The sequence below is a fragment of the Ferdinandcohnia sp. GQ5 genome, from assembly GCF_059759275.1.
Genome location: NZ_JCAXEW010000012.1, coordinates 160,925 through 183,542, shown reverse-complemented (window position 1 = coordinate 183,542; position 22,618 = coordinate 160,925). Strand labels below are relative to the sequence as shown.

20 protein-coding genes and 2 pseudogenes are annotated in these 22,618 nt (G+C 39.8%); 7 read left to right on the top strand and 15 right to left on the bottom strand.

Annotated elements, in window-relative coordinates; genetic code table 11:
• The first annotated feature begins 886 nt into the window (after positions 1–886).
• Positions 887–1,111, top strand: a complete 225-nt coding sequence (locus AC6CHV_RS16115) for a hypothetical protein (RefSeq protein WP_121446754.1) — start codon at positions 887–889, stop codon at positions 1,109–1,111.
• 75 nt (positions 1,112–1,186) lie between these two features.
• Here the strand turns inward: AC6CHV_RS16115 and AC6CHV_RS16110 are convergent, their stop codons facing one another.
• From AC6CHV_RS16110 to qoxA, 5 genes are all read right to left on the bottom strand, one after another.
• Positions 1,187–1,702: an RDD family protein gene (locus AC6CHV_RS16110; RefSeq protein WP_498079200.1), complete on the bottom strand. Its 516-nt coding sequence runs from the start codon at positions 1,700–1,702 to the stop codon at positions 1,187–1,189.
• A gap of 91 nt (positions 1,703–1,793) precedes the next feature.
• A complete protein-coding gene (qoxD, locus tag AC6CHV_RS16105) occupies positions 1,794–2,075 on the bottom strand; it encodes a cytochrome aa3 quinol oxidase subunit IV (RefSeq protein ID WP_341329921.1) in 282 nt (93 codons plus the stop codon).
• Between the two features lies 1 nt (position 2,076).
• Positions 2,077–2,673: a cytochrome aa3 quinol oxidase subunit III gene (qoxC, locus tag AC6CHV_RS16100; RefSeq protein ID WP_121446757.1), complete on the bottom strand. Its 597-nt coding sequence runs from the start codon at positions 2,671–2,673 to the stop codon at positions 2,077–2,079.
• Positions 2,670–4,619, bottom strand: coding sequence for a cytochrome aa3 quinol oxidase subunit I (gene qoxB, locus AC6CHV_RS16095; protein WP_341329919.1), 1,950 nt, complete (start codon positions 4,617–4,619; stop codon positions 2,670–2,672). The genes qoxC and qoxB overlap by 4 nt, the downstream gene beginning before the upstream one ends.
• 194 nt (positions 4,620–4,813) lie before the next feature.
• Positions 4,814–5,728 carry a cytochrome aa3 quinol oxidase subunit II gene (gene qoxA / locus AC6CHV_RS16090; RefSeq protein WP_440273315.1) on the bottom strand — a complete coding sequence of 305 codons (915 nt, stop codon included), beginning with the start codon at positions 5,726–5,728 and terminating at the stop codon, positions 4,814–4,816.
• Between the two features lie 441 nt (positions 5,729–6,169).
• Between qoxA and AC6CHV_RS16085 the strand changes: the two genes are divergently transcribed.
• Complete coding sequence (locus AC6CHV_RS16085; protein WP_498079202.1) at positions 6,170–7,036, top strand: VanW family protein; 867 nt, start codon at positions 6,170–6,172, stop codon at positions 7,034–7,036.
• A 108-nt stretch (positions 7,037–7,144) separates the two neighbouring features.
• On the top strand, positions 7,145–7,723 hold the full coding sequence (locus AC6CHV_RS16080) for a hypothetical protein (protein ID WP_498079199.1): 579 nt from the start codon (positions 7,145–7,147) through the stop codon (positions 7,721–7,723).
• Here the strand turns inward: AC6CHV_RS16080 and AC6CHV_RS16075 are convergent.
• The 10 genes and pseudogenes from AC6CHV_RS16075 to AC6CHV_RS16030 all read right to left on the bottom strand — a co-directional run.
• Positions 7,724–8,265: pseudogene (locus AC6CHV_RS16075) on the bottom strand (flavin reductase family protein); the annotation flags it as partial.
• 2 nt (positions 8,266–8,267) lie between these two features.
• Positions 8,268–8,366 (bottom strand): annotated as a pseudogene (locus AC6CHV_RS16070) (VOC family protein); the annotation flags it as partial.
• Between the two features lie 777 nt (positions 8,367–9,143).
• Positions 9,144–9,845, bottom strand: coding sequence for a respiratory nitrate reductase subunit gamma (gene narI, locus AC6CHV_RS16065; RefSeq protein ID WP_341329915.1), 702 nt, complete (start codon positions 9,843–9,845; stop codon positions 9,144–9,146).
• A 338-nt stretch (positions 9,846–10,183) separates the two neighbouring features.
• Positions 10,184–10,786, bottom strand: coding sequence for a nitrate reductase molybdenum cofactor assembly chaperone (gene narJ, locus AC6CHV_RS16060; RefSeq protein ID WP_498079198.1), 603 nt, complete (start codon positions 10,784–10,786; stop codon positions 10,184–10,186).
• Positions 10,783–12,285, bottom strand: a complete 1,503-nt coding sequence (narH, locus tag AC6CHV_RS16055) for a nitrate reductase subunit beta (RefSeq protein WP_121446766.1) — start codon at positions 12,283–12,285, stop codon at positions 10,783–10,785. The genes narJ and narH overlap by 4 nt, the downstream gene beginning before the upstream one ends.
• Positions 12,275–15,952 carry a nitrate reductase subunit alpha gene (locus tag AC6CHV_RS16050; protein ID WP_498079197.1) on the bottom strand — a complete coding sequence of 1,226 codons (3,678 nt, stop codon included), beginning with the start codon at positions 15,950–15,952 and terminating at the stop codon, positions 12,275–12,277. The genes narH and AC6CHV_RS16050 overlap by 11 nt, the downstream gene beginning before the upstream one ends.
• Positions 15,936–16,220, bottom strand: a complete 285-nt coding sequence (locus tag AC6CHV_RS16045; RefSeq protein ID WP_121446871.1) for a hypothetical protein — start codon at positions 16,218–16,220, stop codon at positions 15,936–15,938. The genes AC6CHV_RS16050 and AC6CHV_RS16045 overlap by 17 nt, the downstream gene beginning before the upstream one ends.
• A gap of 99 nt (positions 16,221–16,319) precedes the next feature.
• Positions 16,320–16,631: a hypothetical protein gene (locus tag AC6CHV_RS16040; RefSeq protein WP_440273319.1), complete on the bottom strand. Its 312-nt coding sequence runs from the start codon at positions 16,629–16,631 to the stop codon at positions 16,320–16,322.
• A gap of 39 nt (positions 16,632–16,670) precedes the next feature.
• Entirely contained in the window at positions 16,671–17,096 is a 426-nt protein-coding gene (locus tag AC6CHV_RS16035) for a hemerythrin domain-containing protein (RefSeq protein ID WP_121446769.1), read from the bottom strand.
• A gap of 325 nt (positions 17,097–17,421) precedes the next feature.
• Positions 17,422–18,924, bottom strand: coding sequence for a nitrate/nitrite transporter (locus AC6CHV_RS16030; protein ID WP_341329911.1), 1,503 nt, complete (start codon positions 18,922–18,924; stop codon positions 17,422–17,424).
• A gap of 250 nt (positions 18,925–19,174) precedes the next feature.
• Between AC6CHV_RS16030 and AC6CHV_RS16025 the strand changes: the two genes are divergently transcribed.
• From AC6CHV_RS16025 to AC6CHV_RS16010, 4 genes are read left to right on the top strand one after another with little or no spacing between them, the layout of a single operon-like run.
• Entirely contained in the window at positions 19,175–20,074 is a 900-nt protein-coding gene (locus AC6CHV_RS16025; protein WP_341329910.1) for an ABC transporter ATP-binding protein, read from the top strand.
• A gap of 1 nt (position 20,075) precedes the next feature.
• Positions 20,076–20,816, top strand: coding sequence for an ABC transporter permease (locus tag AC6CHV_RS16020; RefSeq protein ID WP_341329909.1), 741 nt, complete (start codon positions 20,076–20,078; stop codon positions 20,814–20,816).
• Positions 20,817–20,821: 5 nt separating this feature from the next.
• Positions 20,822–21,958 carry a sensor histidine kinase gene (locus tag AC6CHV_RS16015; RefSeq protein WP_341329908.1) on the top strand — a complete coding sequence of 379 codons (1,137 nt, stop codon included), beginning with the start codon at positions 20,822–20,824 and terminating at the stop codon, positions 21,956–21,958.
• Positions 21,955–22,557, top strand: coding sequence for a response regulator transcription factor (locus AC6CHV_RS16010; protein WP_341329907.1), 603 nt, complete (start codon positions 21,955–21,957; stop codon positions 22,555–22,557). The genes AC6CHV_RS16015 and AC6CHV_RS16010 overlap by 4 nt, the downstream gene beginning before the upstream one ends.
• Positions 22,558–22,618: the final 61 nt, after the last annotated feature.

Below are 22,618 nucleotides of genomic sequence, written 5' to 3'. Positions count from 1 at the left end.
GAGCTACAAAATAGATTGATTGTGTCTGAAGATGAGCTAACTTCGAACAAGACAGCTACAAAATAGCATTATCGTGTCTGAAGCTGAGCTAACTTCGGACTGGACACCCACGAAATTGCATGATTGTGTCTGAAGTCAAGCTAACTTCGGACTGGACACCCACGAAATTGCATGATTGTGTCTGAAGCTGCGCTAACTTCGGACAGAACTGCCTCGAAATTGCTTGAGTGTGTCTGAACTCAAACTAACTTCGGACACGACAGCTCCAAAACAGCTTGAGTGTGTCTGAAGTTGAGCTAACTTCGGACTGGACTGCTCCAAAATAGCTTGATTGTGTCTGAAGTTGAACTAACTTCGGACACGACTTCTCCAAAATAGCAGGATTGTGTCTGAAGCTGAGCTAACTTCGGACACGACAGCCACGAAATTGCTTGAGTGTGTCTGAAGTCAAACTAACTTCAGACTGGACAGCTCCAAAATAGCAGGATTGTGTCTGAAGCTGAGCTAACTTCGGACACGACAGCTCCAGAATATCAGGATTGTGTCTGAACTCCAGCTAACTTCAGACTGGACAGCTACAATATAGCAGGATTGTGTCTGAACTCGAACTAACTCCGGACAAGACAGCTACGAAATAGCAAGTGCGTGTCTTAAGATGTGCAAACTTCAGACAGGACAGCTCCAAAAAAGCATGATTATGTCTGAAGCCAAACTAACTTCGGACATGACAGCTACGAATACCATTATCATGTCTGAACTCAAGCCAACTTCATTTAATGTTTCTCCGGTCCTCCTCGCCCAAAATATAACTTTTGAACATTTAGTGAATTATATTTGACAATTTTGTGAACAAGATTAATAATATATAGTAGGAGGATGAGGAAAAATGAAATCTACTATGCTTGAGGCTGTTAAGTATTTTGGGGGAACAGTGCTTATTGCCGGTATCATTATTTTTTGTCTTGGATTCTTCGGAAGCGGTTCCAGTGTGTTAACACCAATCGGAATCGGAACGGTCATGGGAGCTATTTTTGTCTTTTTGATGGGGTTATTTTTGATCGCGTCTGAAGAAATGTTACTTAAGGCACAAGGCGCAAACAAGATTAAATAAATAAATCAATTAATTATGTATAGGCTTAGCCACTCATTCGGCTAAGCTTTTTATTTTGCAAAAAAAGATGCAGTTTTACTGCACCTTTATCACATACGTCTTCGCTAGTAGATCATATATAGATTGTTTCCTTTTTGTAAAAATACATGTCAAAATATAAGAAAACATAAGCGCGTAGATGAGCCCACCAATCACTGTGTAAGTGAAAGGAAACTCCCCATCGCCCATATCAATTAAACGATATACAAGAAAATGTGAAAACTCCCAAGGTAAAAACTTTAAGATTGTCCGAAAAGCCATTTGCAGCAAAGGCACGGCATCGCCACTTTTCTTGACCACTTTTATTCCTGATTTACGTTTTCCAAATGACTGTCCGACAATTTTTGAATCGCTAATTATGAAATAAAGAGAAACTGGCAAAGTCACCATTATAAATCCTGAGAACTGCGCGACTACTAATGAGCCCTTGAATAATTCTTGCAAACTCGGAAACAAAAATACTGACGCAATAAACAGGAGACCTAAATATGACAAAATTAATATATAATCAATCATGAAAGCTTTGAACCTCAATCGAAACGAAGCATACAACGGTCTCCCCTCCTCTCATAATCTATATTAAACCCTTAACCTTACTATTCTCCATAAAAAAAGAGTGCCTATAAAGACACTCTTACTTTCACTACATATCCCAAATAAGCAGGAATAATGTACCAAGTATTGTAATTAACGCTATAAAAATCATGAAGTATACATTTCCGTAGATTGCCCATTTATCCTTTGATTCACCAGCATGCATGAATACAATTAGTTGCAGCAATGCTTGCACAAATGCCGTTACAATCAGAATTGTTAGTCCTGCCGTAAAGGATAAATCTAAGAAGTACACCGAAAGAGCAATAAGCGTAAGAACTAATGAAAATACGAAGCCCATGACTTGTTTTGCTGGAAATAGTTCTCTCATATTACATCATTCCTTTCAAATAGATGAAGCTGAAGATGAAGATCCAGACTACATCTAGGAAGTGCCAATACAATGAAAAGATAAACGATTTACCAGCAGTTTGTGCAGTTAAGCCTCTTTTTCTTATCTGGAGGATAATCATCGTTCCCCAAAATAAACCAAATGTAACATGAAGTCCATGTGTTCCTAATGTTGTTAATAACATCGCTGTAAATGCACTTGTTTGTAGTCCAGCTCCGACATGGACATAGTGAACAAACTCATAGATTTCAACACCTAGGAAGGTTAAACCTAAAAGCAATGTTACTACGAAGAATCCAATCATTGCCTTTTGTCTGCCAAGGCGCATCGCATGAACTGCAAGACCAATTGTAAAACTACTTGTTAATAGTAGAAATGTTTCAATTAGCACAGGTGAGATTTCAAAAATCTCTGCACCTGATGGACCACTGCCGACGCGGTTCTCTAATGTAAAATAAGATGTAAACAAGGTTGCGAAAAGCATAATTTCGGCACCAAGGAAAATCCAGAAACCAAAAATATTTAACTCGTTTTCGTGCGTACTATATTCAAGAGGTTGCGAGTGATCTAGTTTCATAACTTAGCACCTCCTAATTTTTCTTCTGTTTCCTTTACTTCTTCAACAGTAATATATCGTCCATGATCCTGTTCAAATGAACGGTATGCCATACAAATAAAGATACCAATTGTTGAAATAATCAACAATGGCCACATCGCAAATACGAACGAGAAGCCCCATACAAAGAAGATACTACTCATGATAAATGGAACACCACTATTGTTCGGCATGTGAATCTTTTCAATTTTACCTGGGAAGAGCTTGTGCTTCTTCTTCTTATCATCCCAGAATGGCTCACTGGAGTTCACACTTGGTGTAAATGCGAAGTTATACTCAGGAACAGGTGTGTGTGTTGCCCACTCTAAAGTACGTGCATCCCATGGGTCGCTTCCAATATCTCTTGGTGAATAACGGATACTGTAATAAATGTTATACACAATTAAAATGAAGGCAATCGCCATGATTCCAGCACCAATGAATGACAGCATGTTCAATGGACCAAATCCAGTTGACTCAGAGTATGTGTACATACGACGAGCTTGACCGTCTAATCCAGTAATATACATTGGGAAGAACGCTAAAACAAATCCAATTGATAAAGACCAGAATGCCCATTTTCCGATTCGTTCATTTAACATAAAGCCAAACATTTTTGGCCAATAGTATGTGAGTGCAGCAAGCATTGCGAATACTACACCAGGAATAATTGTGTTATGGAAATGTGCCACTAGGAACATTGTATTGTGATACTGATAGTCAGCTGCTGACATCGCGAGCATTACCCCAGTTACCCCACCGATTGTGAAAAGTGGAATAAACCCTATTGAGTAAAGCATCGGTACTGTCATACGGATTTTACCTCGCCATAAGGTAAACAGCCAGTTAAAGATTTTCACACCAGTTGGAACCGCAATCGCCATTGTTGTGATTGAGAAGAAGCTGTTTGATGCTGCCCCTTGCCCCATTGTAAAGAAATGGTGCGCCCAAACTAGACATGAAAGAACTGAGATAATGACCATTGAACCAACCATTGATTTGTAACCATATAGGTTTCTTCCTGAGAAGGTTGAAATGATCTCACTGTAAATACCAAACGCAGGTAGGATTAAAATATACACTTCAGGGTGTCCCCATACCCAGAATAGGTTTGCCCAAAGCATATCCATTCCACCGTTTGTACTTGCAAAGAAATGTGTTCCAAATAGACGGTCCATTGTACCCATTGCTAATGCAACTGTTAATACAGGGAAAACCGTTACGATAATTAAGTTAGCTATTAATGTAGACCATGTGAACATTGGCATTCTCATTAATGTCATACCAGGTGCTCTCATTTTTAGAATGGTGGTAATCATATTGATACCAGTCATCAATGTACCAAGACCCGAAATTTGTAACGAGAGCATATAATAGTTTGTTCCAACTGATTTACTGAACTCGTTACCAGCAAGTGGGAAGTATGATGTCCAACCTGCATCAGGTGATCCCCCAATTACAAAGGAGATATTAAATAGCATTGCCCCCATAAAAAAGAGCCAGAAGCTGATCGCATTTAAGCGTGGAAATGCTACGTCGCGCGCACCAATCTGAAGTGGAACAACATAGTTCATGAATCCAATGATAAACGGCATCGCCATGAACATGATCATGACTACACCATGTGTTGTAAAAATTTCATTATAGTGCTGCGCATCTAATAACTTCGCCTCAGGTGAAGCTAGCTGTGCACGCATCATAACCGCGTCTACCCCACCGCGGAACAGCATGATTAATGCGGAGATTAAATACATAATACCAATTCGTTTGTGGTCAACGGTTGTTAACCATTCACGCCATAGGTAACCCCATTTTTTAAAATAGGTTAATCCGGCGATAATTCCAATTACCGTAAGTCCAATTGCAACCATCGCTGCATAGATGGCGGGACTTGGATGTGGTATGGCAAAACGTTCGAAGAATTCCATCCGTTGTTACTCCTTTCAAATGAAGATGATGTTTAAAAAGTCCGGTGAATAGGACACTTGAAATTTCGACGCACAGGACGTGCTAGTGCCGACAAGACATGAGGCCGTGGCGTTTTTGTCGACGTGGTCCTCTTCATCCTCCTTTTTAAACTCCTATCTGAAGTATAAATTCGGCGTTCAAATTATTTCTGTTATTAATGATTGTTATGTTCTGTATGACCTTCGTGCTCTGAATGCTCATCCTCATGGTCCTCATGACCTTTTTCAGTATCATCTGATCCATGGTTATGCTCTGGCGGTGGTGCGAACCCTAAATGAGTTCCGGTGAACGTCATTTGTCCGAGATGACCTGGTTCTAGTATCTCTTCAAACTTTTCTTCAGTGAGAGGTTGTGCAGTTTCTTTAACCTCATCTACCCATTCTTCAAAATCCTTTGGAGATACGGCATTTACACTAAACCTATTTTCCGCAAATCCTTTACCACTAAAGTTTGCATTTCGTCCCATTAATTCACCCTGCTCATCGGCTGCAAGATGCAGAGTTGTGATCATGTCGGCCATGGCATACTTTTGCCCACCAAGTTGTGGAATCCAAAAACTTGTGATTGGACCATATGAATAAAGTCTGAATTCAAGTGGACGATCAGTTGGGATGTATAGATAATTGACTGTTTCAATATCCTCTTCAGGGTAGCTAAAGTGCCATTTCCAATCGGAGGATGATGCATAAATAACCAATGGCTCTTGCTCTTCATAGCCTTGAGGAGCTGACTCGACAATGTAGTTACTTTGAACCGAAACAACTGATAGATAACCCACAATTAAGATTGGAATACCAATACAAATCGCTTCAACCCACGGATTCCCTTCAATATGTGGTGGCTCGTAATCCTCTGGCATTTTAGAAGCTCGATATTTTACAAGCATATAAACTAACAATACAAAAACGACAATAATTACGAATGCCATGATTCCAATTGAGAGTAAGATATCATGGGCTTGCCTCTCGGCTTGTGGGCCTTTAGGATCAAGAACCATTACGGGTTCACAACCTGCAAGCACTGTGGCAATAGTAATAACCATCGATAAGAAAAACCATTTGATTTTCATTATTGTACTCCTTTCCGAATGGATGCTCTTCATTCACAACTATGTGGCTTGTGACGAATATGTGTACAACTTCACAAAGTTGTCAAAAATTTTTTAGCTACTTGTTTTTTTCGTAATATCTTGAAAAAAATGAAGCTAAATTTTATTTCGCGAAATTATTTTATAAAGCTTATCACTGTGTAAATGATGATAACATGCGAGATATCAAAAAGTTGTTACAGAAAAGGGAAGGAAGTATTTGTAAAAAATAATTATCTTAACATAAATGCCTTAAACCTTGTTGTGACGCAAATCACAGGCTTTTTTTTGAATTTGAACAATTTGTTACAAATTTTAAAACGAAAAAACTTCTCCTATTTTTAATGGAATTCGAAGTAACCATCCATACTATAAAAAAAGAGTTTCGAAAAGGTGGTGGGGACACTGAAAATATTGTTAGCAATGTTGTTTTTCCTTTCTGTACAGCAGTTCCATCCTCAGGATAATCTTTACATAACCTATAAAGGAGAACCAATCGCAACTATTAATCGTTCTGAATACTCTACACCACTGCTCGGCATACACACCTTAAACATAAAAAAATTCACAGACTTTCTTACCTATTTAGAAGAACAGGTATATGAGGAGCCAAAGGATGCAAAAATTGGCAAGTCAAATGAAATTATCAAAGAACATGTGGGTATAAAATTAGATAAAGACAAATTTTCAAGATTATTTTACTCTTCGTTCTTCGGAAAAGGAGAATACCTTGAAGTACCGATACAGCGTATTTATCCCCGTGTAGATAGCGAGCTATTATCAACGATTCGAGTAAAACAGATTGGGCAGTATGTAACGCACTTTAACTCTTCCAATAAGGAGCGCTCCACAAATATCGCTCTATCAGCAGCAGCCATCGATAGCTATGTTCTTTTTCAAAATGAAACCTTCTCTTTTAATAAAGTGGTTGGAAAACGAACTGCTGCTAGAGGGTATCAGCCTGCACCTGAAATCATTCGGGGAGAACTAATTGAAGGAATCGGGGGTGGAATATGCCAGACTTCCTCCACACTCTTCAATGCTGTTGATCGTGCAGGTGTTGAAATTGTAAAACGCTATTCTCACACAAAACGTGTTGGCTATGTACCACCTGGGCGCGATGCAACGGTGAGTTGGTATGGGCCTGACTTTCTTTTTAAGAATACATACAATCAACCAATATTAATTCGTGCAAAGGTACATGGAGGAACTCTTATCGTAACCGTCTATTCATCAGAGGATATCAATTTTACTCCTCGTAAGATTGTACCTAAAACAAAAACAGGATAGAGTTTGATTATTAAAAACTAATTCTACACCTTTATAAGTCTGGGTGAATATATTAGAAATGGGCTAATTGTGACCCTATAATATCTGAAATAGTTATGGGGGGAGTTCATGGAAAAGGATAAAAGGGCTATTGTTATCACCGCTGCAACTGACCCCAAAAAAAGTGTAAAAAGCGGGAACTCTACTCCGGGAACTTTTGAATATAAACCACCTAACAATAGTGGAACCATCTTAGGAATAATTGGCGGTGTTTTATCTGCTACCGGTGACGCTTTAGCAACTATTGGTGCAATCATTCAGCTAAATGCCGATGTTTCTGATGACTTTAAATCTCAAGTAGACGATTACCAGTCAGATCAAGATAAGCAAAAGATGCAGGAAGATATTGATAGTCTTCAGGAAAAAGTGAAACAGCTTGAAGAAATCATAAAAAATAACCAAAACCAGAACCAGGACCAAAGTCAAAACTTTAACTTAAATCAAAGCCTAAATATGAACTATAGTCAAAGTCAAAACATAAATCTTAGTCAAAGCCAAAACATGAACCAAAATCAAAGACAAAACATGAACCATAATCAACGTCAAAACATGAACTATAATCAAATTCAAAACAAAAACCAAAGTCAAAATCAGAACCAAAGCCAAAGTCAATATCAAAGGAAAAAGAAAAAGAGAGACCAATCATGACTACTTTGGTCTCTCAATTTCAAAAACCTCTCCTATTTTCGCGTAATAATTTCCTGCCAATCGGCTTACCGCCCCTAATTTTTCTTGATTGATCCTTCCATTACTATACAGTTCCTTATTGACATGAAACTAGACCACTTTTCCGATTAGCAAATCACAACCGGAGTTTTCCTCTTGACCACCTAATTCAATGGAGTGCTCTAAAATACATTCAAAGCGAATTTTAGATTCCCAGATTCCCAGTACTTTTATATTCTTACTTTCTACTGGAGTCAGTCCAGCAAGTTCAATTTCACTTTCATTTGGAGGAAGACTTGCTGCCGTCTTATTGATTTGTTCGACATTGCTTTCATCCACAATATGAACGACAAATTCTTTTCCTTCTATAATGTTTCTAGCTGTGTCTTTCATTACCCCATTTTTCTTTGGACCGATATTGAAATAAAGGGCGGATTTGAAGATACTATATTAAAATAACTGAAAGGTGTACCATTTAGCATACCTTCATTTGATATTGACGTCACAAATGCGATTGGCCTCGGAGTTTTACAAGGCGAAGGCCTAAAACACCGGCATAAAAGTCAACATTCTCTTGGAGAAGTCCAACAAACGCAGTAATATGATGAATGCCCGCTGTTTTCATAGCTATCTATCTCATTTATTTTCCAACTATATATGAAAGTATTCGATGTAATTATCTTTAACTTATTTATTCCGAATTCAGGGTAATCTTTTAAAAAAATAAAAGACTTTGTCAAAGTCTAATTCTGACTCAAGCTACTAATAAAATTTTTGATTGTGTAATAATCAGCAGTAATTGTGACTCGGTTCAACTAATTATTTGAATCTCTGTCAGATTCAAGGCCACTTTCTGACTCATACTGCTCAATAATTAAAGAGTGTGTCTCAATCACCAGCTCTTTCCGACACCCTCCAACGAAACAATAGATTCTCTGTCAGAATCAAGGCCACTTTCTGACTCATACTGCTCAATAATTAAAGAGTGTGTCTCAATCACCAGCTCTTTCCGACACCCTCCAACTAAACAATAGATTCTCTGTCAGAATCAAGACCACTTTCTGACTCATACTGCTCAATAATTAAAGAGTGTGTCTCAATCACCAGCTCTTTGCGACACCACTCAACCAAACAATAGATCCTCTGTCAGATTCAAGGCCAATTTCTGACTCATACTGCTCAATAATTAAAAAGTGTGTCTCAATCGCCAGCTCTTTCCGACACCCCCCAACCAAACAATAAATTCTCTGTCAGATTCAAGACCGCTTTCTGACTCATACTGCTCAATAATTAAAGAGTGTGTCTCAATCACCAACTCTTTCCGACTCTGTTTATTAATAAAACTCCTGATTTGTCTCCATGTATGGATTCCAAAAAAAAAAGAGGAGGATAGCCCTCCCCCTTAATTCTGACGTGTATTTTTCGAAAATCCATTACGTGCGCGATATTGCTGCGGTGCTCTTGTTGGATAACGCAACGGGAAGCTAAACATATGCACAAGCTTTGTAAATGGAATAGATGCAAATAATAGAAAAGACAAAATTACGTGCACTTTAAATAATGTCGGAACTCCAAGCATTAATTCAGGCTGTGGATTTAATGTGAATAAACTTCGAAACCATGGCCCGATTGAAATTCGGTATTCATAAGCTGCTACTGTTGTATTGTAGACGATTGTCATATATGTACCCAAACCGGCTATTAGTAACAATAGAATGATTGTGAAATAACTACCCGCTGAAGTATGAACTTGGACTCGTTCAATGACAAACTTTCGAATTAAAAATAAGAGCAATCCGAGGACAACCATCAGTCCTGCAAACCCACCGCCTACTATTGCAAATAGGTGGTACGTGTGGTCATCCACTCCAATCGCGTTGTAGAATTCCAGGGGAATCAACATCCCCATCACATGACCGATAAAGGCAAAGATAATCCCGTAGTGGAATATAACGGAAGCATAACGTAACCACTTTTTCTCAAAAATTTCCGTTGATGGCGCTGTCCAGCTTTTCCCTCGAAACACGAAGCGATAAAATGTCCCAACTACAAGGATCGCAATGCATATATAAGGATAGGCCGTCCACCAGAAGTGTAATTCCATCTAATGACCCCCTTTCAACAAATTGTGGTATATACTTATCCACATAAGAACATTTGTTTTCCACAACCTGTGGATCCTTTTGTGGATAGTGATGAGCGTTTCACATTTTTATTTTTCCACAATATCCACGTTATCCACAGAAAAGCATCATACTTATCCACATCATCCACAAGTTATGAACATTTTCCCCGCTTTAACTGGCAGTAAGACTCCTACCTTTATGACGTAATTAAAGTGCAAGAAGTGAAAGGGGGTGGTCAACTGCCAGTAAAAGCCCGATTGGTTCAACTAACATTCAGTGAGGGATGAAATAAACCCCCACTGAATGAAGTTTCACTTTATTGATAAAGCATTGGATATGGAAGCTCTTCTAAATCTGCTTCCTCACGCTGATTTTCCAGCAATGTGATCTCTTCTGCTTCTGGTGCTTCAAAGACAAACATCATTAACAAGTCCACAATCCGGTGGTATGGATTTGAATCGAATAGGTTTTTGTGGATTCGATCAACCGCAAAAGCTAAGCGGCGATATAATCGTTCAAAATTCTCGCCATCTGGAGCATGAGCTAATAGCTCAAATAACATTGGAATATAATCCACAATCTCCTGCCCGTGATATTCAAACCCACCTTCGACAATTAACTTTTGGAGCTTAATTAATGCTGCTCCACGTTTTCTACTATCACCTAATTCATGGGCTGTTAAATAAAGACCTGTTTTATCCTTATAATCGAAGGTTTCTACATAGAGCTCCTGTAATTCTAATAATGGCATCTTAAAAAGTGGTGCAATCCTTGCTAAGATTTCATTTCTCATTTTTACTGAGCCAACTTCTGCTTTCACATATTCCTCAATTTCCGGAAACCCTTCGTGAAGGGTTTTGTCCGGATATTCGAGAATTCGTGACATGATCATTAATATTGCTTTTGCTTCATTGGTCATTGATTTCCACTTCTTTCAAATGGATAAGTCACCATTCCTTCAGGTGGTGCTAAATCCTCAATACTACATGCGCCTTGTTTGTAATGGAGGTCTTCATCCATTTCACGACGACCTGTCGGAATAACGAAGCGTTCATTGTATTTTGCTACACCCAATAGGCGTTGCATTTCTTCAAGCTCCTCAACAGTTGTATTTGCTTCTTTTAAGAGCTTCGATTTCTTCACTTCATCAATTCCCCCAACTGTTTTGGCACGCATATGAACACGCATGGCTGCCATTTTAAGTAACACTCGGCGAATGACATTCGTATCGTCAGCTGATAAAATCGACGCTAAATACTCCATCGGAATTCTCATATCATCAACTGCTGGAATATATCCATCTGCACTTAAGCCATTCTCATTTGTGATGTGGTTCATGATTGGACTAAGTGGCGGAACATACCACACCATCGGCATTGTACGATATTCAGGATGCAACGGTAACGCAATTTTCCACTTCATTGCCATTTTATAAACCGGTGACTCCTGTGCACTCTTGATCCAGCTTGCATTAATACCTTGCTCTTTTGCTTTTTCAATTACTTCTGGATCAAATGGGTCTAAAAAGACAGAGAGCTGTGATTCATATAAGTCTTTCGGGTCCTCAACGGATGCAGCTTCCTTTACACGGTCAGCATCATATAAAACAACCCCAATATAACGGATACGACCAACACATGTTTCTGAACAAATTGTTGGAAGACCAGCTTCTGTTCGTGGGTAACAGAAATTACACTTCTCCGCTTTATGTGTGTTCCAGTTATAGTACACCTTATGATAAGGGCAACCATTCATACAAAAACGCCAGCCTCGGCAAGCATCTTGGTCAACAAGAACAATTCCATCTTCATCCCTTTTATACAGCGCACCTGACGGACAGGACGCAACACAGGATGGATTCAAACAGTGCTCACAAATCCGCGGCAAATACATCATGAATGTTTTTTCGTATTCCATAGCAATATGTTCTTGAAGCTTTTGCACGTTAGGATCCATCGGGACGACCTCACTACCTCCGGCAAGGTCATCATCCCAGTTCGGCCCCCATTCCGGCTTATCAATGTATTTTCCGGTGATCATTGATTTTGGTCGTGCTACAGGGATGTTTTCCCCTTTTTTTGCATTATGCAGATGTTCAAAATCGTATGTCCATGGCTCATAAAAATCATCAAGCTCTGCCATATTTGGATTGTAAAAAATGTTTGCAAGTTTGGAAATTGGACCACCGGCTCGTAGGTGTAGTTTTCCATTTCGTAATGTCCAACCACCTTTATAGCGATCCGTATTTTCCCATTCTTTCGGGTACCCTGGTCCTGGACGTGTTTCAACGTTGTTAAACCAGACGTACTCCATACCCGGTCGATTCGTCCATACATTTTTACATGTGACAGAACAAGTATGACAGCCAATACACTTATCTAAGTGCATGACCATTGCCACTTGTGCTTTAATTCTCAAGCCAGTCGACCTCCTTTAATGGGCGAACAATTGTCAACGTATCTCTTTGGCTACCAGTTGGTCCATAATAATTGAATCCATAGCTGAGCTGTGAATAACCACCAATCATATGTGTTGCCTTTGGATAAATTCTTGTCACGCTGTTATGTGTTCCACCACGATTTTTATTGATTGTATTACCAGGTACACCCATAACACGATCTTGGGCATGGTGCATATAGACAGCACCGCGAGGCATTCTGTACGTTAACACCGCCCTTGCCACGACAGCACCGTTACGGTTGTATAATTCAATCCAGTCATTATCTTTAATGCCAATTTCAGCAGCATCCTCTTCATTCAACCAGACAACCTGCCAGCCTCTAAATAGCTGGATCATGTTTCGGGTATCTGTGAACATCGTGTGGATACCCCATTTTTGGTGAGGTGTCATATAGCGAAGCGTTATCGACTTTCCGGTATTCTCAACCTCTTTTTCCCCTTTTATAAAAGGACCTTTGTTAATTGGAGGAATATATAACGGAAGTCCTTCACCGTAGTCGAGCATTACTTCATGGTCTAAATAAAAGCTTTGTCGGCCAGTAAGTGTGTGCCAGGGAATGTGGTACTCTTTGTTTACGGTAAAAGGTGAGTAACGACGACCATCACTTTCAAGTCCACTCCAAACCGGTGTTGAAAGGGTTTGTCTAGGCTGAATCGTTAGGGCATCTAACGTAAAGTCCTCTTCCTCACGCTCTTTAGCAATATGTTCAAGCTTTTTCCCAGTCTTTTGCTCCATTGATTTCCAGCCTTCAACAGCACGCTTCCCATTCGTTGCTCCTGACATGAGAAGAATTGCATTAATTGCTTGTACATCTGTGTACAAGGACGGGTAGCCTTTTCCAACTCCTTCATGTTTGGACGGTCCTAGGCGATTTAATAAGGATTGGTACACTTTATCCCCAGGAATTTTTACACCTTTCGTTCCATAACCATTTTTAATATTCGGTCCGACTGTTATCCACATGTCATACACATTTGGATAATCACGCTGCACATAATTAAAGTTCGGCATTGTTTTTCCCGGAATTCCTTCTACTTCACCCTTGCGCCAATCTTTCACTTTTCCAAATGGCTGAGCAATTTCATTGATTGTGTCATGAGCGAGTGGTGAAATGACGAGATCCTCTTGGGCCGGCAGATGTTCTTTTGCAAGTTCGGAAAAAGCCTTTGCTATTTCGCGGAAGGCATCCCAGTCACTTCTTGTATCCCAAGGTGGACTAATCGCGGCGTTAAATGGATGTACAAATGGATGTAAATCCGTGGTACTGATATCCTGCTTTTCATACCATGTTGCAGCAGGCAGGATGATGTCAGAGAACAATCCTGAACTTGTCATCCGAAAGTCCATACTAACGAAAAGATCTGTTTTTCCTTCCGGCGGTTTTTCCGAAAGCTTAACATCCTTAGGTTGCCACGACTGTTCAGGATCCGATAACACCGTATCCTTTGAACCAATCAAGTGCTTTACAAAATACTCATGGCCTTTTCCGCTGTCCCCTAATAAATTGGAGCGCCAATTAAAGAAGACTCTTGGAAAATTTCGGGGATCGTTCGGATTTTCCATGGCAAACTCTAGGTTTCCATCGACCAACTGTTTCGCAATATACTCCGTTACAGCTTTGTCATCACTATGTTTTGCACGAGCATCCTTCATGACATCAAGCGTGTTTTGTGACAAGGATGGGAAGCTTGGTAACCACCCTAGGCGTGCAGACAGCGCATTAAAATCAGCCGGATGCATATTTGAATACTGGCTACCCCAGTCCGTTTCTCTTTCATCAAAGTCATATTCATAGCGGAACTGCTCCGTTGCAAAATAGAAAAAAGATGTTCCGTTCATAAAACGCGGCGCTTTTACCCAGTCATTGGCAAATGCAATTTGAGAGAAGCCCTCTAACGGACGCACCTTTTCCTGTCCAACATAGTGAGCCCAGCCTCCACCATTCACACCTTGTGAGCCTGTAAGTAAAACTAGATTTAATATAGAGCGATAGATTTGATCACTATGAAACCAGTGATTTGTACCACCGCCCATTGCAATCATCGACTTACCTTGTGTTAATGCCGCATTTTCAGCAAATTCACGCGCAACTTGGATGACGTGTTCCTTTTTCACACCTGTAATACTTTCTTGCCATGCAGGTGTATAGGGTCTTGCAGCATCATTATAGTCAGTCGGATAGTCTCCCTTTAACCCGCGGTTTATACCAGTATGTGCGAGCATCAAGTCATACACAGTTGTTACAATCAACTCATTACCGGATTGGTCCTTCATACGTTTGATTGGAACACCGCGCTCAATTTTTCCGCCCTCTTTTTCTGCAAAATAAGGGAACTCTACCATCGCTACTTCGTCGCAAATCTTAATAAAGCTAAGCTTTGGATTGATGCTTGTGCCGTCTTCTGTTGTCATATCAAGATTCCATTTCGAGCTACTATCCCATCTGAATCCTTGACTTCCATTTGGCACGGCGATTTGATTAGAGTTCTCGTCCCAAACGACTGTCTTCCATTCACCAAGCTCGTGTTCAGTGGAAAAATCAGAGGCACGCAGGAACCGGTCTGAACGGTAGTTCTCTCCTTTTTTAGTAAGGGTAATCAGAAACGGTAAATCTGTGTATTGCTTCGCATAATCACGGAAATAAGGTGTTTCTTTATCGACATAAAATTCTTTTAAAATGACATGAGTCATAGCCATTGCAAGTGCTCCATCTGTCCCTGCTTTGGCAGGCAACCAGATATCAGCGAATTTATCATACTCCGCATAGTCTGGACTTACTCCAACTACTTTCGTTCCGTTATAGCGTGCTTCCACCATAAAGTGTGCGTCAGGGGTTCTTGTTTGCGGAATATTCGTACCCCAGATAATGAAATATTTTGTATTGTACCAGTCACCGCTTTCTGGCACGTCAGTTTGATCGCCCCAAACCTGTGGAGATGCTGGCGGCAAATCTGCATACCAATCATAGAAACTAAGAATGGTTCCACCGATTAGCGATAAGAATCTTGTTCCACCTGAATAACTCACCATCGACATCGCTGGAATCGGGCTGAAACCTACTACGCGGTCGGGACCATATTTTTTTATCGTATAAATGGTCGATGCTGCAATCATTTGGCATATATCTTTCCAATTTCCTCTTACGAAACCACCTCTACCGCGGGCGGATACGTATGATTGACGTTTTTCAGGATTGGTGACGATATTTTCCCAAGCTTGTACAGGGTTGTCCGCTTTATTAAGCTCATCCTTCCAAAGAGCGAGAAGGTCACCACGTATATATGGATATTTCACCCGAGTAGGGCTGTATGTATACCATGAAAAGCTCGCACCACGTGGGCATCCGCGGGGCTCGTAATCTGGGAAATCATCACCAGTAGATGGATAGTCTGTTTGCTGAGTTTCATAGGCAATGATTCCATCCTTCACATGGATCTTCCAGCTACATGAACCTGTACAGTTCACCCCATGTGTGGAACGGACAATCTTATCATGGGCCCAGCGATTGCGATAAATTGATTCCCAGTCACGCGGGCGTGGATTTTCTTCTGTCCAACCATCGTTAATACGCTCTCCACGCACTAAATGCTTTAGCGAGTGGAAGAGACTATTCTGTTTTGCCAAAGTCTCCATCCCTTCCCTTTAGAATATTTGCCAATGGGTTAAAATCTTCACCCACTAACCTGAAGCTTTGCGTTCCCGCTTGGAATTCTTCGAGGAAGACTTTCCAGCTTGATGCATTTGCTGCGGCGAGAATAAGTCGCTGAAGTGTACTAATATCCTGGATTTGATAGATTTCTTCAATTATTTTTCCAGGGATGTCACCAAATCTCATTCTTAGAACAGCAATCAAATCTTCCCGATCATCAATTAACAATACGTCATTCTCCATTGAAAACAATCAATCAACCCCTTCCTTTTTTTAATAGAACCTATCACTCTTTGTTCCTTGAAAGTATTAGAGTCAGTAGAAATTTTTATACTAATAGCTCTATAGTTTAATCATCTTGTAATAGTCGGAAATCAACTGATTCTTGCATTTCTCTGCAGTTTCCTTAAAAAAGCTCATAACCTCTTCATCCGGATTCTCTGCCTGTTCAAAACTTACGAAGCCTGTGACAGCTTGTGAAAATGATTCAGAGAATCGCAAAGTGAGCTCAAACCCTTTTTCCTGCTTCACAACTGTGGCGTAGATGTCATAAGAATGAATGTTATATGCTAAAAATGTTTCAACCATTTTCTTATATAAGTTGGGAGCCGCAAAACGCAGCATCTTTTCCTCAATTACATCTTTTTTACCCATTTACATCCCCTTTCCTCTATTTCCTAATTTTTCATTTTATTATTCGTTAGATGCTAGCAGTTTATTCATTTCATCATCATTATGGATTTCATCGATGATAATTAGGCTATCTAGTAGTGGAATCATCCGGTAATCCGCTTCTTGTGTCTCAAGGCTTTTCTTCATCGTTGCAACTATGCGGCGCATTAAATCATGGTCACGGGTTAATTGATTCACTAGTTTTTCAAGTTTCGGGTTTTGTTCAATTATTTCTTTGTACAATCCTTCTTCTTCGGAATCCGCATGCTTGAGTGTTCTTGATTCCCAATGGTCAATTGCAATCTCCGCCACTTGTAATGCTTTTTCCTTATCTCCTTGTTCAACACACTTTCTAAATAGATTTCTAAGCTCCTTCGCCTCATGAAGTGCCGCCTCGTGTATCGCGGAATGAGAATCTGTTTTTCGTAAACTTGGTCCTGTTGACATGACTATCATCCTTTCATCATTTACAAAAGATTATTTTTTCTTCCTTCATAATCCTTTCCATCTTAATTCCCGTTAAACTTACGAGCTTACATTTTGCGAAAAATGTCATAAATTTGGGTTGCGAGTTAGTTGGAGTTGAAAAAGGGGTGTTTTCGAATTGGGGTTAATTTCGTAAATCGTAGATATGCGTTTTATTTTGGATAATTGCGCTTTATTTCGTGGATTTGCGTGTTATTTTTTGTAATTGCGTTTTATTATTAATATTTGCGTTATAAAGTGGTTCCACCATCATAAAAAGAGCCGAGGTTTGAACCCCAGCCCTTTATCATGTCTCCTGTTTTTCAGTCAAGTCGTTAAAGAGACCAACATAATATTTAACCTCGCCGGCTTCATTTTTCACTTCACTAATGGTTAGCCATTCTCGATAAAGCTCTTTGTTTTTTCGTCGATTCCAAATCTCTCCCTGCCAGAATCCCTTCGAGCGAATTGAATCCCACATTTGTTCATAAAACGCAGCATCATGCTTTCCTGAACGGAGAATACTTGGGGATTTTCCGATTGCTTCGTTCGGTTCGAATCCGGTAACCGTTGTGAATGCATGGTTAACTTTTTGAATAATGCCTTTCGGATTCGTAACCATCATTCCTTGAGCAACATTCTCGATAAGCTTTGCCTCAAGTTGAATTCTTTCCGTATAGAACATCCACACAACGAATACAGAGCTTAATAGTGCAAACATCGCGAGCGACATAAACCCGATCGCATAGTGTCCCGTCATACCAAACACAATTGAGAGAACAATTGGTGGGAAGAAACCACCTAATCCCCCCATTGCGGACACAATTCCGTTAACAATCCCAGCTTGCTTCGAAAAATAATATGGGACGAGCTTGAAGATTGTTCCGTTCCCAATTCCCGCAAATATAGAGATGAGTAAACAGCCTATTGTGTATAAAACAATATCGGGTGTAAACGCCAAGAGCACGCCTGCGAACGTGATCACATTAAAAACAATAAACAAAATGAGATACGGATTAAACTTATCCCCAAGCCAACCCCCAACTGGTCTTAAAAGGGTAGCGAGTGTAATAAACCCAGCTGTTCGTAATCCTGCGTCGACCGAGCTTAATCCAAAATGAGTGACTAAAAAGTTCGGCAAGTACACTGTAAACGCAACAAAAGAGCCAAAGGTTACAAAATAAAATAAGCTGATGAACCAAAGCTTTTCATTTTTATAAACGTTTTTTATCTGTTCACTTAATGGTTTATTTACTTTAGGTTCATTACGGTCACCAAGCAAAAAGTTTAAAAGTGCAAATAAAATGACAGGTATTAAAAACAAGCGAACCGTACTTTGCCACCCAATGCTAATTGCAAGCGCTGGTGCTGCAAATGAAGTGATTGCAGTACCAATATTACCTGCACCATAAATCCCGTTGACAAATCCATGACGTTCCTTCGGATAGTACTTCGGTAAGGAAGTAACCCCAATCGAAAACAGGGCTCCCCCAATACCGAGAAGAAGTCCTCCTAGAATCAAATCAAACATGGAATCAGCAATACTGATATAAAAAATAGGAAGGATCAGGATAACAAATCCAAGGAAAAACAACCATCTGGCCCCAAATTTATTTGTCCAATATCCTAATAGTATTCGCATCAGTGAACCCAAGATGACAGGAACGGCCGTAACCATAGCAGTCTGGTTATCGGTTAAAGGTATATCCTGCTTAATGCTCGACATTAAGGAAGAAAGAATCACCCACACCATAAAACCTACAACCAAACTTGAGGTTTGAAGTGGCAACTGCAACTTTTGCGTCTTCATACTTTCGTACTCCTCCTCCAAACAATCTATATGTATTTTCCCTAGTTTACGGAATTTCAAGAAAATCAAACATACTTTTTTCCCGTGAGTCAGAGGTGGGTCAAGGGGACAGGTCCACTGTCCCAGGAAAAAAATGGCGGGACAAGGAACCTGTCCCTGTGTCCCAGATGACAATTGTCATGTAGGTTGATGACATTATCCACTAATTTTGGTGGTCCTTCGGTTTTACAATGATGGTGGAGGTGTTTTTATGGAATCTATTATTGGAGTAAACCAAGTTAGTAAGTTGTTTAAAAACAAGATGGCTGTTAATCAGGTTTCCTTTTCAATTCAAAAGGGTGAGGTTGTTGCTATTCTAGGGCCAAATGGGGCTGGGAAAACAACAACCATAATGATGATGCTTGGGATATTGGAGCCAAGTGATGGGAGTGTTCAATTATTTGGGAGTCATCCAAAGAAACAAGCCGTACGGGAGAAAATCGGAGCATTGCTGCAAGAGGTAAGTGTGATTGATGCACTAAAGGTACGGGAAGTTATCCAGCTTTTTAGAAGTTATTATCCACACCCTTTATCATATGAGGAACTAGTTGCTTTTACTGGATTTACAAAGGATGAGTTACAAAAACGTGCCAATAAACTTTCAGGCGGTCAAAAACGACGACTTGGCTTTGCGCTTGCTATGGCAGGAAACCCTGATGTGTTATTTTTTGATGAACCCACCGTAGGAATGGATGTAACCTCAAGAAAACTATTTTGGAATACAGTGATCGATTTGAAAGAACGTGGTAAAACGATTCTATTTACAACCCATTATTTACAGGAGGCCGATGATATTGCCGAAAGAGTCATTCTCTTTCATGAAGGAAAAATAATCGGGGACGGAACCCCCAAAAGTATAAAGGCAAGGTTATTAAAACAGTCTGTTTCTTTTACGCCAATTTCTGCAATTAACTATGAGGAATTAATAAATCTTCCGCATGTAACAGATTTGTATGAAAAGAATGGTCGGATATTTTTATTAACGGATCATACAGATGGAGTCCTAGCCTCTATTTTTTCTCAGAAACTTTCCGTTGAAAATATCGAAATTGAACGCGGACGTCTCGAGGATGCGTTTGAACAGCTAGTAGAAAAAAGGGAGGTAATCTAAAATGAACGGTTTTTTGATGCAATGTAAGTTCGAGGTTTTGAGAATTTTCCGTAATCCCTACTATGTATTTTGGTCATTGTTCATGCCCATCGTTTTTTACGTCGTTTTTACAAGAATTTTTAATTCAGGAATGGACGATCAGCAGTTATGGCAAGCTCATTATTTAATGTCAATGGCTGCGTTTAGTGTGATGGGATCCGCTATTATGACACTAGGCATCCGGCTCGTTGAAGAAAGAAAACAAGGCTGGTCGATGTTTATGAGAATTACTCCATTATCTGACCAAGCCTATTTCGCTGCAAAGATGGTCGGTCAAACGGTCATTCATATTTTTTCGATTCTTATTATCTTTACTTCAGGCGCAATTATTAACGGTATCTCACTCACCCTTTTTGAGTGGTTAATGTGCGGAATGTGGTTACTATTTGGCTCGTTGCCTTTTCTTGCTATAGGGACACTCGTCGGAACGATGAAAAGGGTAGATACAGCCTCTGGCGTCTCGAATATGATTTATATGGTTCTTGCTCTATGTGGTGGAATGTGGATGCCGATGGAGATCATGCCTAATTTCGTTCAATCAATCGGAAAATGGCTCCCTTCCTATCACTTTGGCAGTGGTGCTTGGGAAATTGTTCGTGGTGGTCAACCAGAATGGATTAATTTTACACTTTTGGTTGGGTATCTCCTTCTGTTCATGGTAATATCAGGTTATACAAGGAGAAAACAAGAAGTGGCGGTGTAAGCTGAATGCTGCAAAACATAAAAAAGTTTCGGATCTTTCCTGCTAGGTACGGATTCTTTCCCTATATCTTTTTAATTTATCTTGTCATGCCTGCCTACTATGTTTCATTGGAGAACGGTTGGAAACAAGTTGCTGGGATTGGCCTGCTGCTATTGTTTCTCGTAACCTATCGACAACTATATAACACTTCCGATAAAAAAACCTACGCATATTGGTTAGTTATTCAAATTATTTTGGTTATGATCCTTGCAATCTCTTATAATCTTTATAATTTATTCTTAGGGTTTTTTCCGGCTCATTTTATTGGCTGGTATCAAAAAAAAGTTTACTTCTTTCGCGCATTAGGGTTCTTTACACTTTCAATTATCATTCCACTTCTGATTCATTGGGATTCGTTGATTTTAGAGTCGATGTACTTCTATGGAATTTTTATTATCATTATGATTGTTTCACCATTCGGTATTCGCTCAATGAATAGCCGTATGGAGCTCGAAAAAAAACTCGAGGAAGCTAATGAACAAATTGAAGAGTTAGTGAAACGAGAAGAACGGTTAAGGATTGCAAGAGACCTTCATGATACGTTAGGACATACTCTATCAATGATCACTCTAAAAAGTCAGCTCGTTCACAAATTGATAAGTAAGGATATTGAAAAAGCTAAGCTTGAGACAAAAGAGATTGAAAGAACCTCTCGCACTGCTTTGACACAAGTAAGAGAATTAGTATCTGATATGAGGGCAGTCACCATTGCAGAAGAACTAATTGAAACCGAGAACATCTTAAAAGCTGCAGGGATTTCTTTTGAATTTGATGGAGATTCAAAACTAGAAGATGTTCCATTGCTTACTCAAAATATCCTTAGTTTGTGTCTGAAAGAAGGTATTACCAACGTCGTCAAACATAGTGAAGCAAATAACTGTACTGTACATTTATTGAAAAAACCGGGCGAAATCGAACTTTCCATCTCTGATAATGGTAAAGGATTAGATGAAAAGGCTGCTGACGGTAATGGTTTAACAGGAATAAAGGAGCGTTTACAATTAATCGACGGTTTCGGAGAAGCTATTTCGCATAATGGAACAAAATTAATGATTACTGTTCCAATAATTGCAAGGGAGAAAAAGGCTGGTGTTGGTTCTTGATTAGAGTAATGATTGCCGAGGATCAGGGCATGCTTAGAGGGGCTTTAGGATCTTTACTAGATTTTGAGGATGATATTGAAATTGTTGGGGAAGCATCCAATGGAAAAGAAGCATTGAAGCTGATTCTATCTCTAAAGCCCGATGTTTGTTTAATGGATATTGAAATGCCTTATATGAGCGGACTCGAAGTAGCCCAGGAAGCAAAAAAACATTTTTCCACATGTAAAATCATGATATTAACCACTTTTGCCCGTCCAGGTTATTTTGAGCAAGCAGTAAAAATTGGCGTACACGGGTATATGCTAAAAGACGGATCCGTTGATGAGCTTGCGGAATCCATTCGCAGCGTTATGAAAGGAAAACGTGAATTTGCTCCTGAACTAATTTTTGGTAGCATCAAAGATGACAATCCATTAACTGAACGTGAACAGGACGTACTTCGATTAGCCTCAGAGGGAAAAACATCAAAAGAAATTTCATCACAATTATTTTTATCAGCTGGAACTGTCCGGAATTATATGTCCGAAATCATTAATAAACTTGGCGTAAAAAACCGCACCGAAGCCTGCACCGTTGCAAAAGAAAAAAGATGGATCTAAATCTTAGTTTGGGTCAGAGGGACAGGTCCCCTGTCCCAGGAAAATAATGGTGGGACGCGGG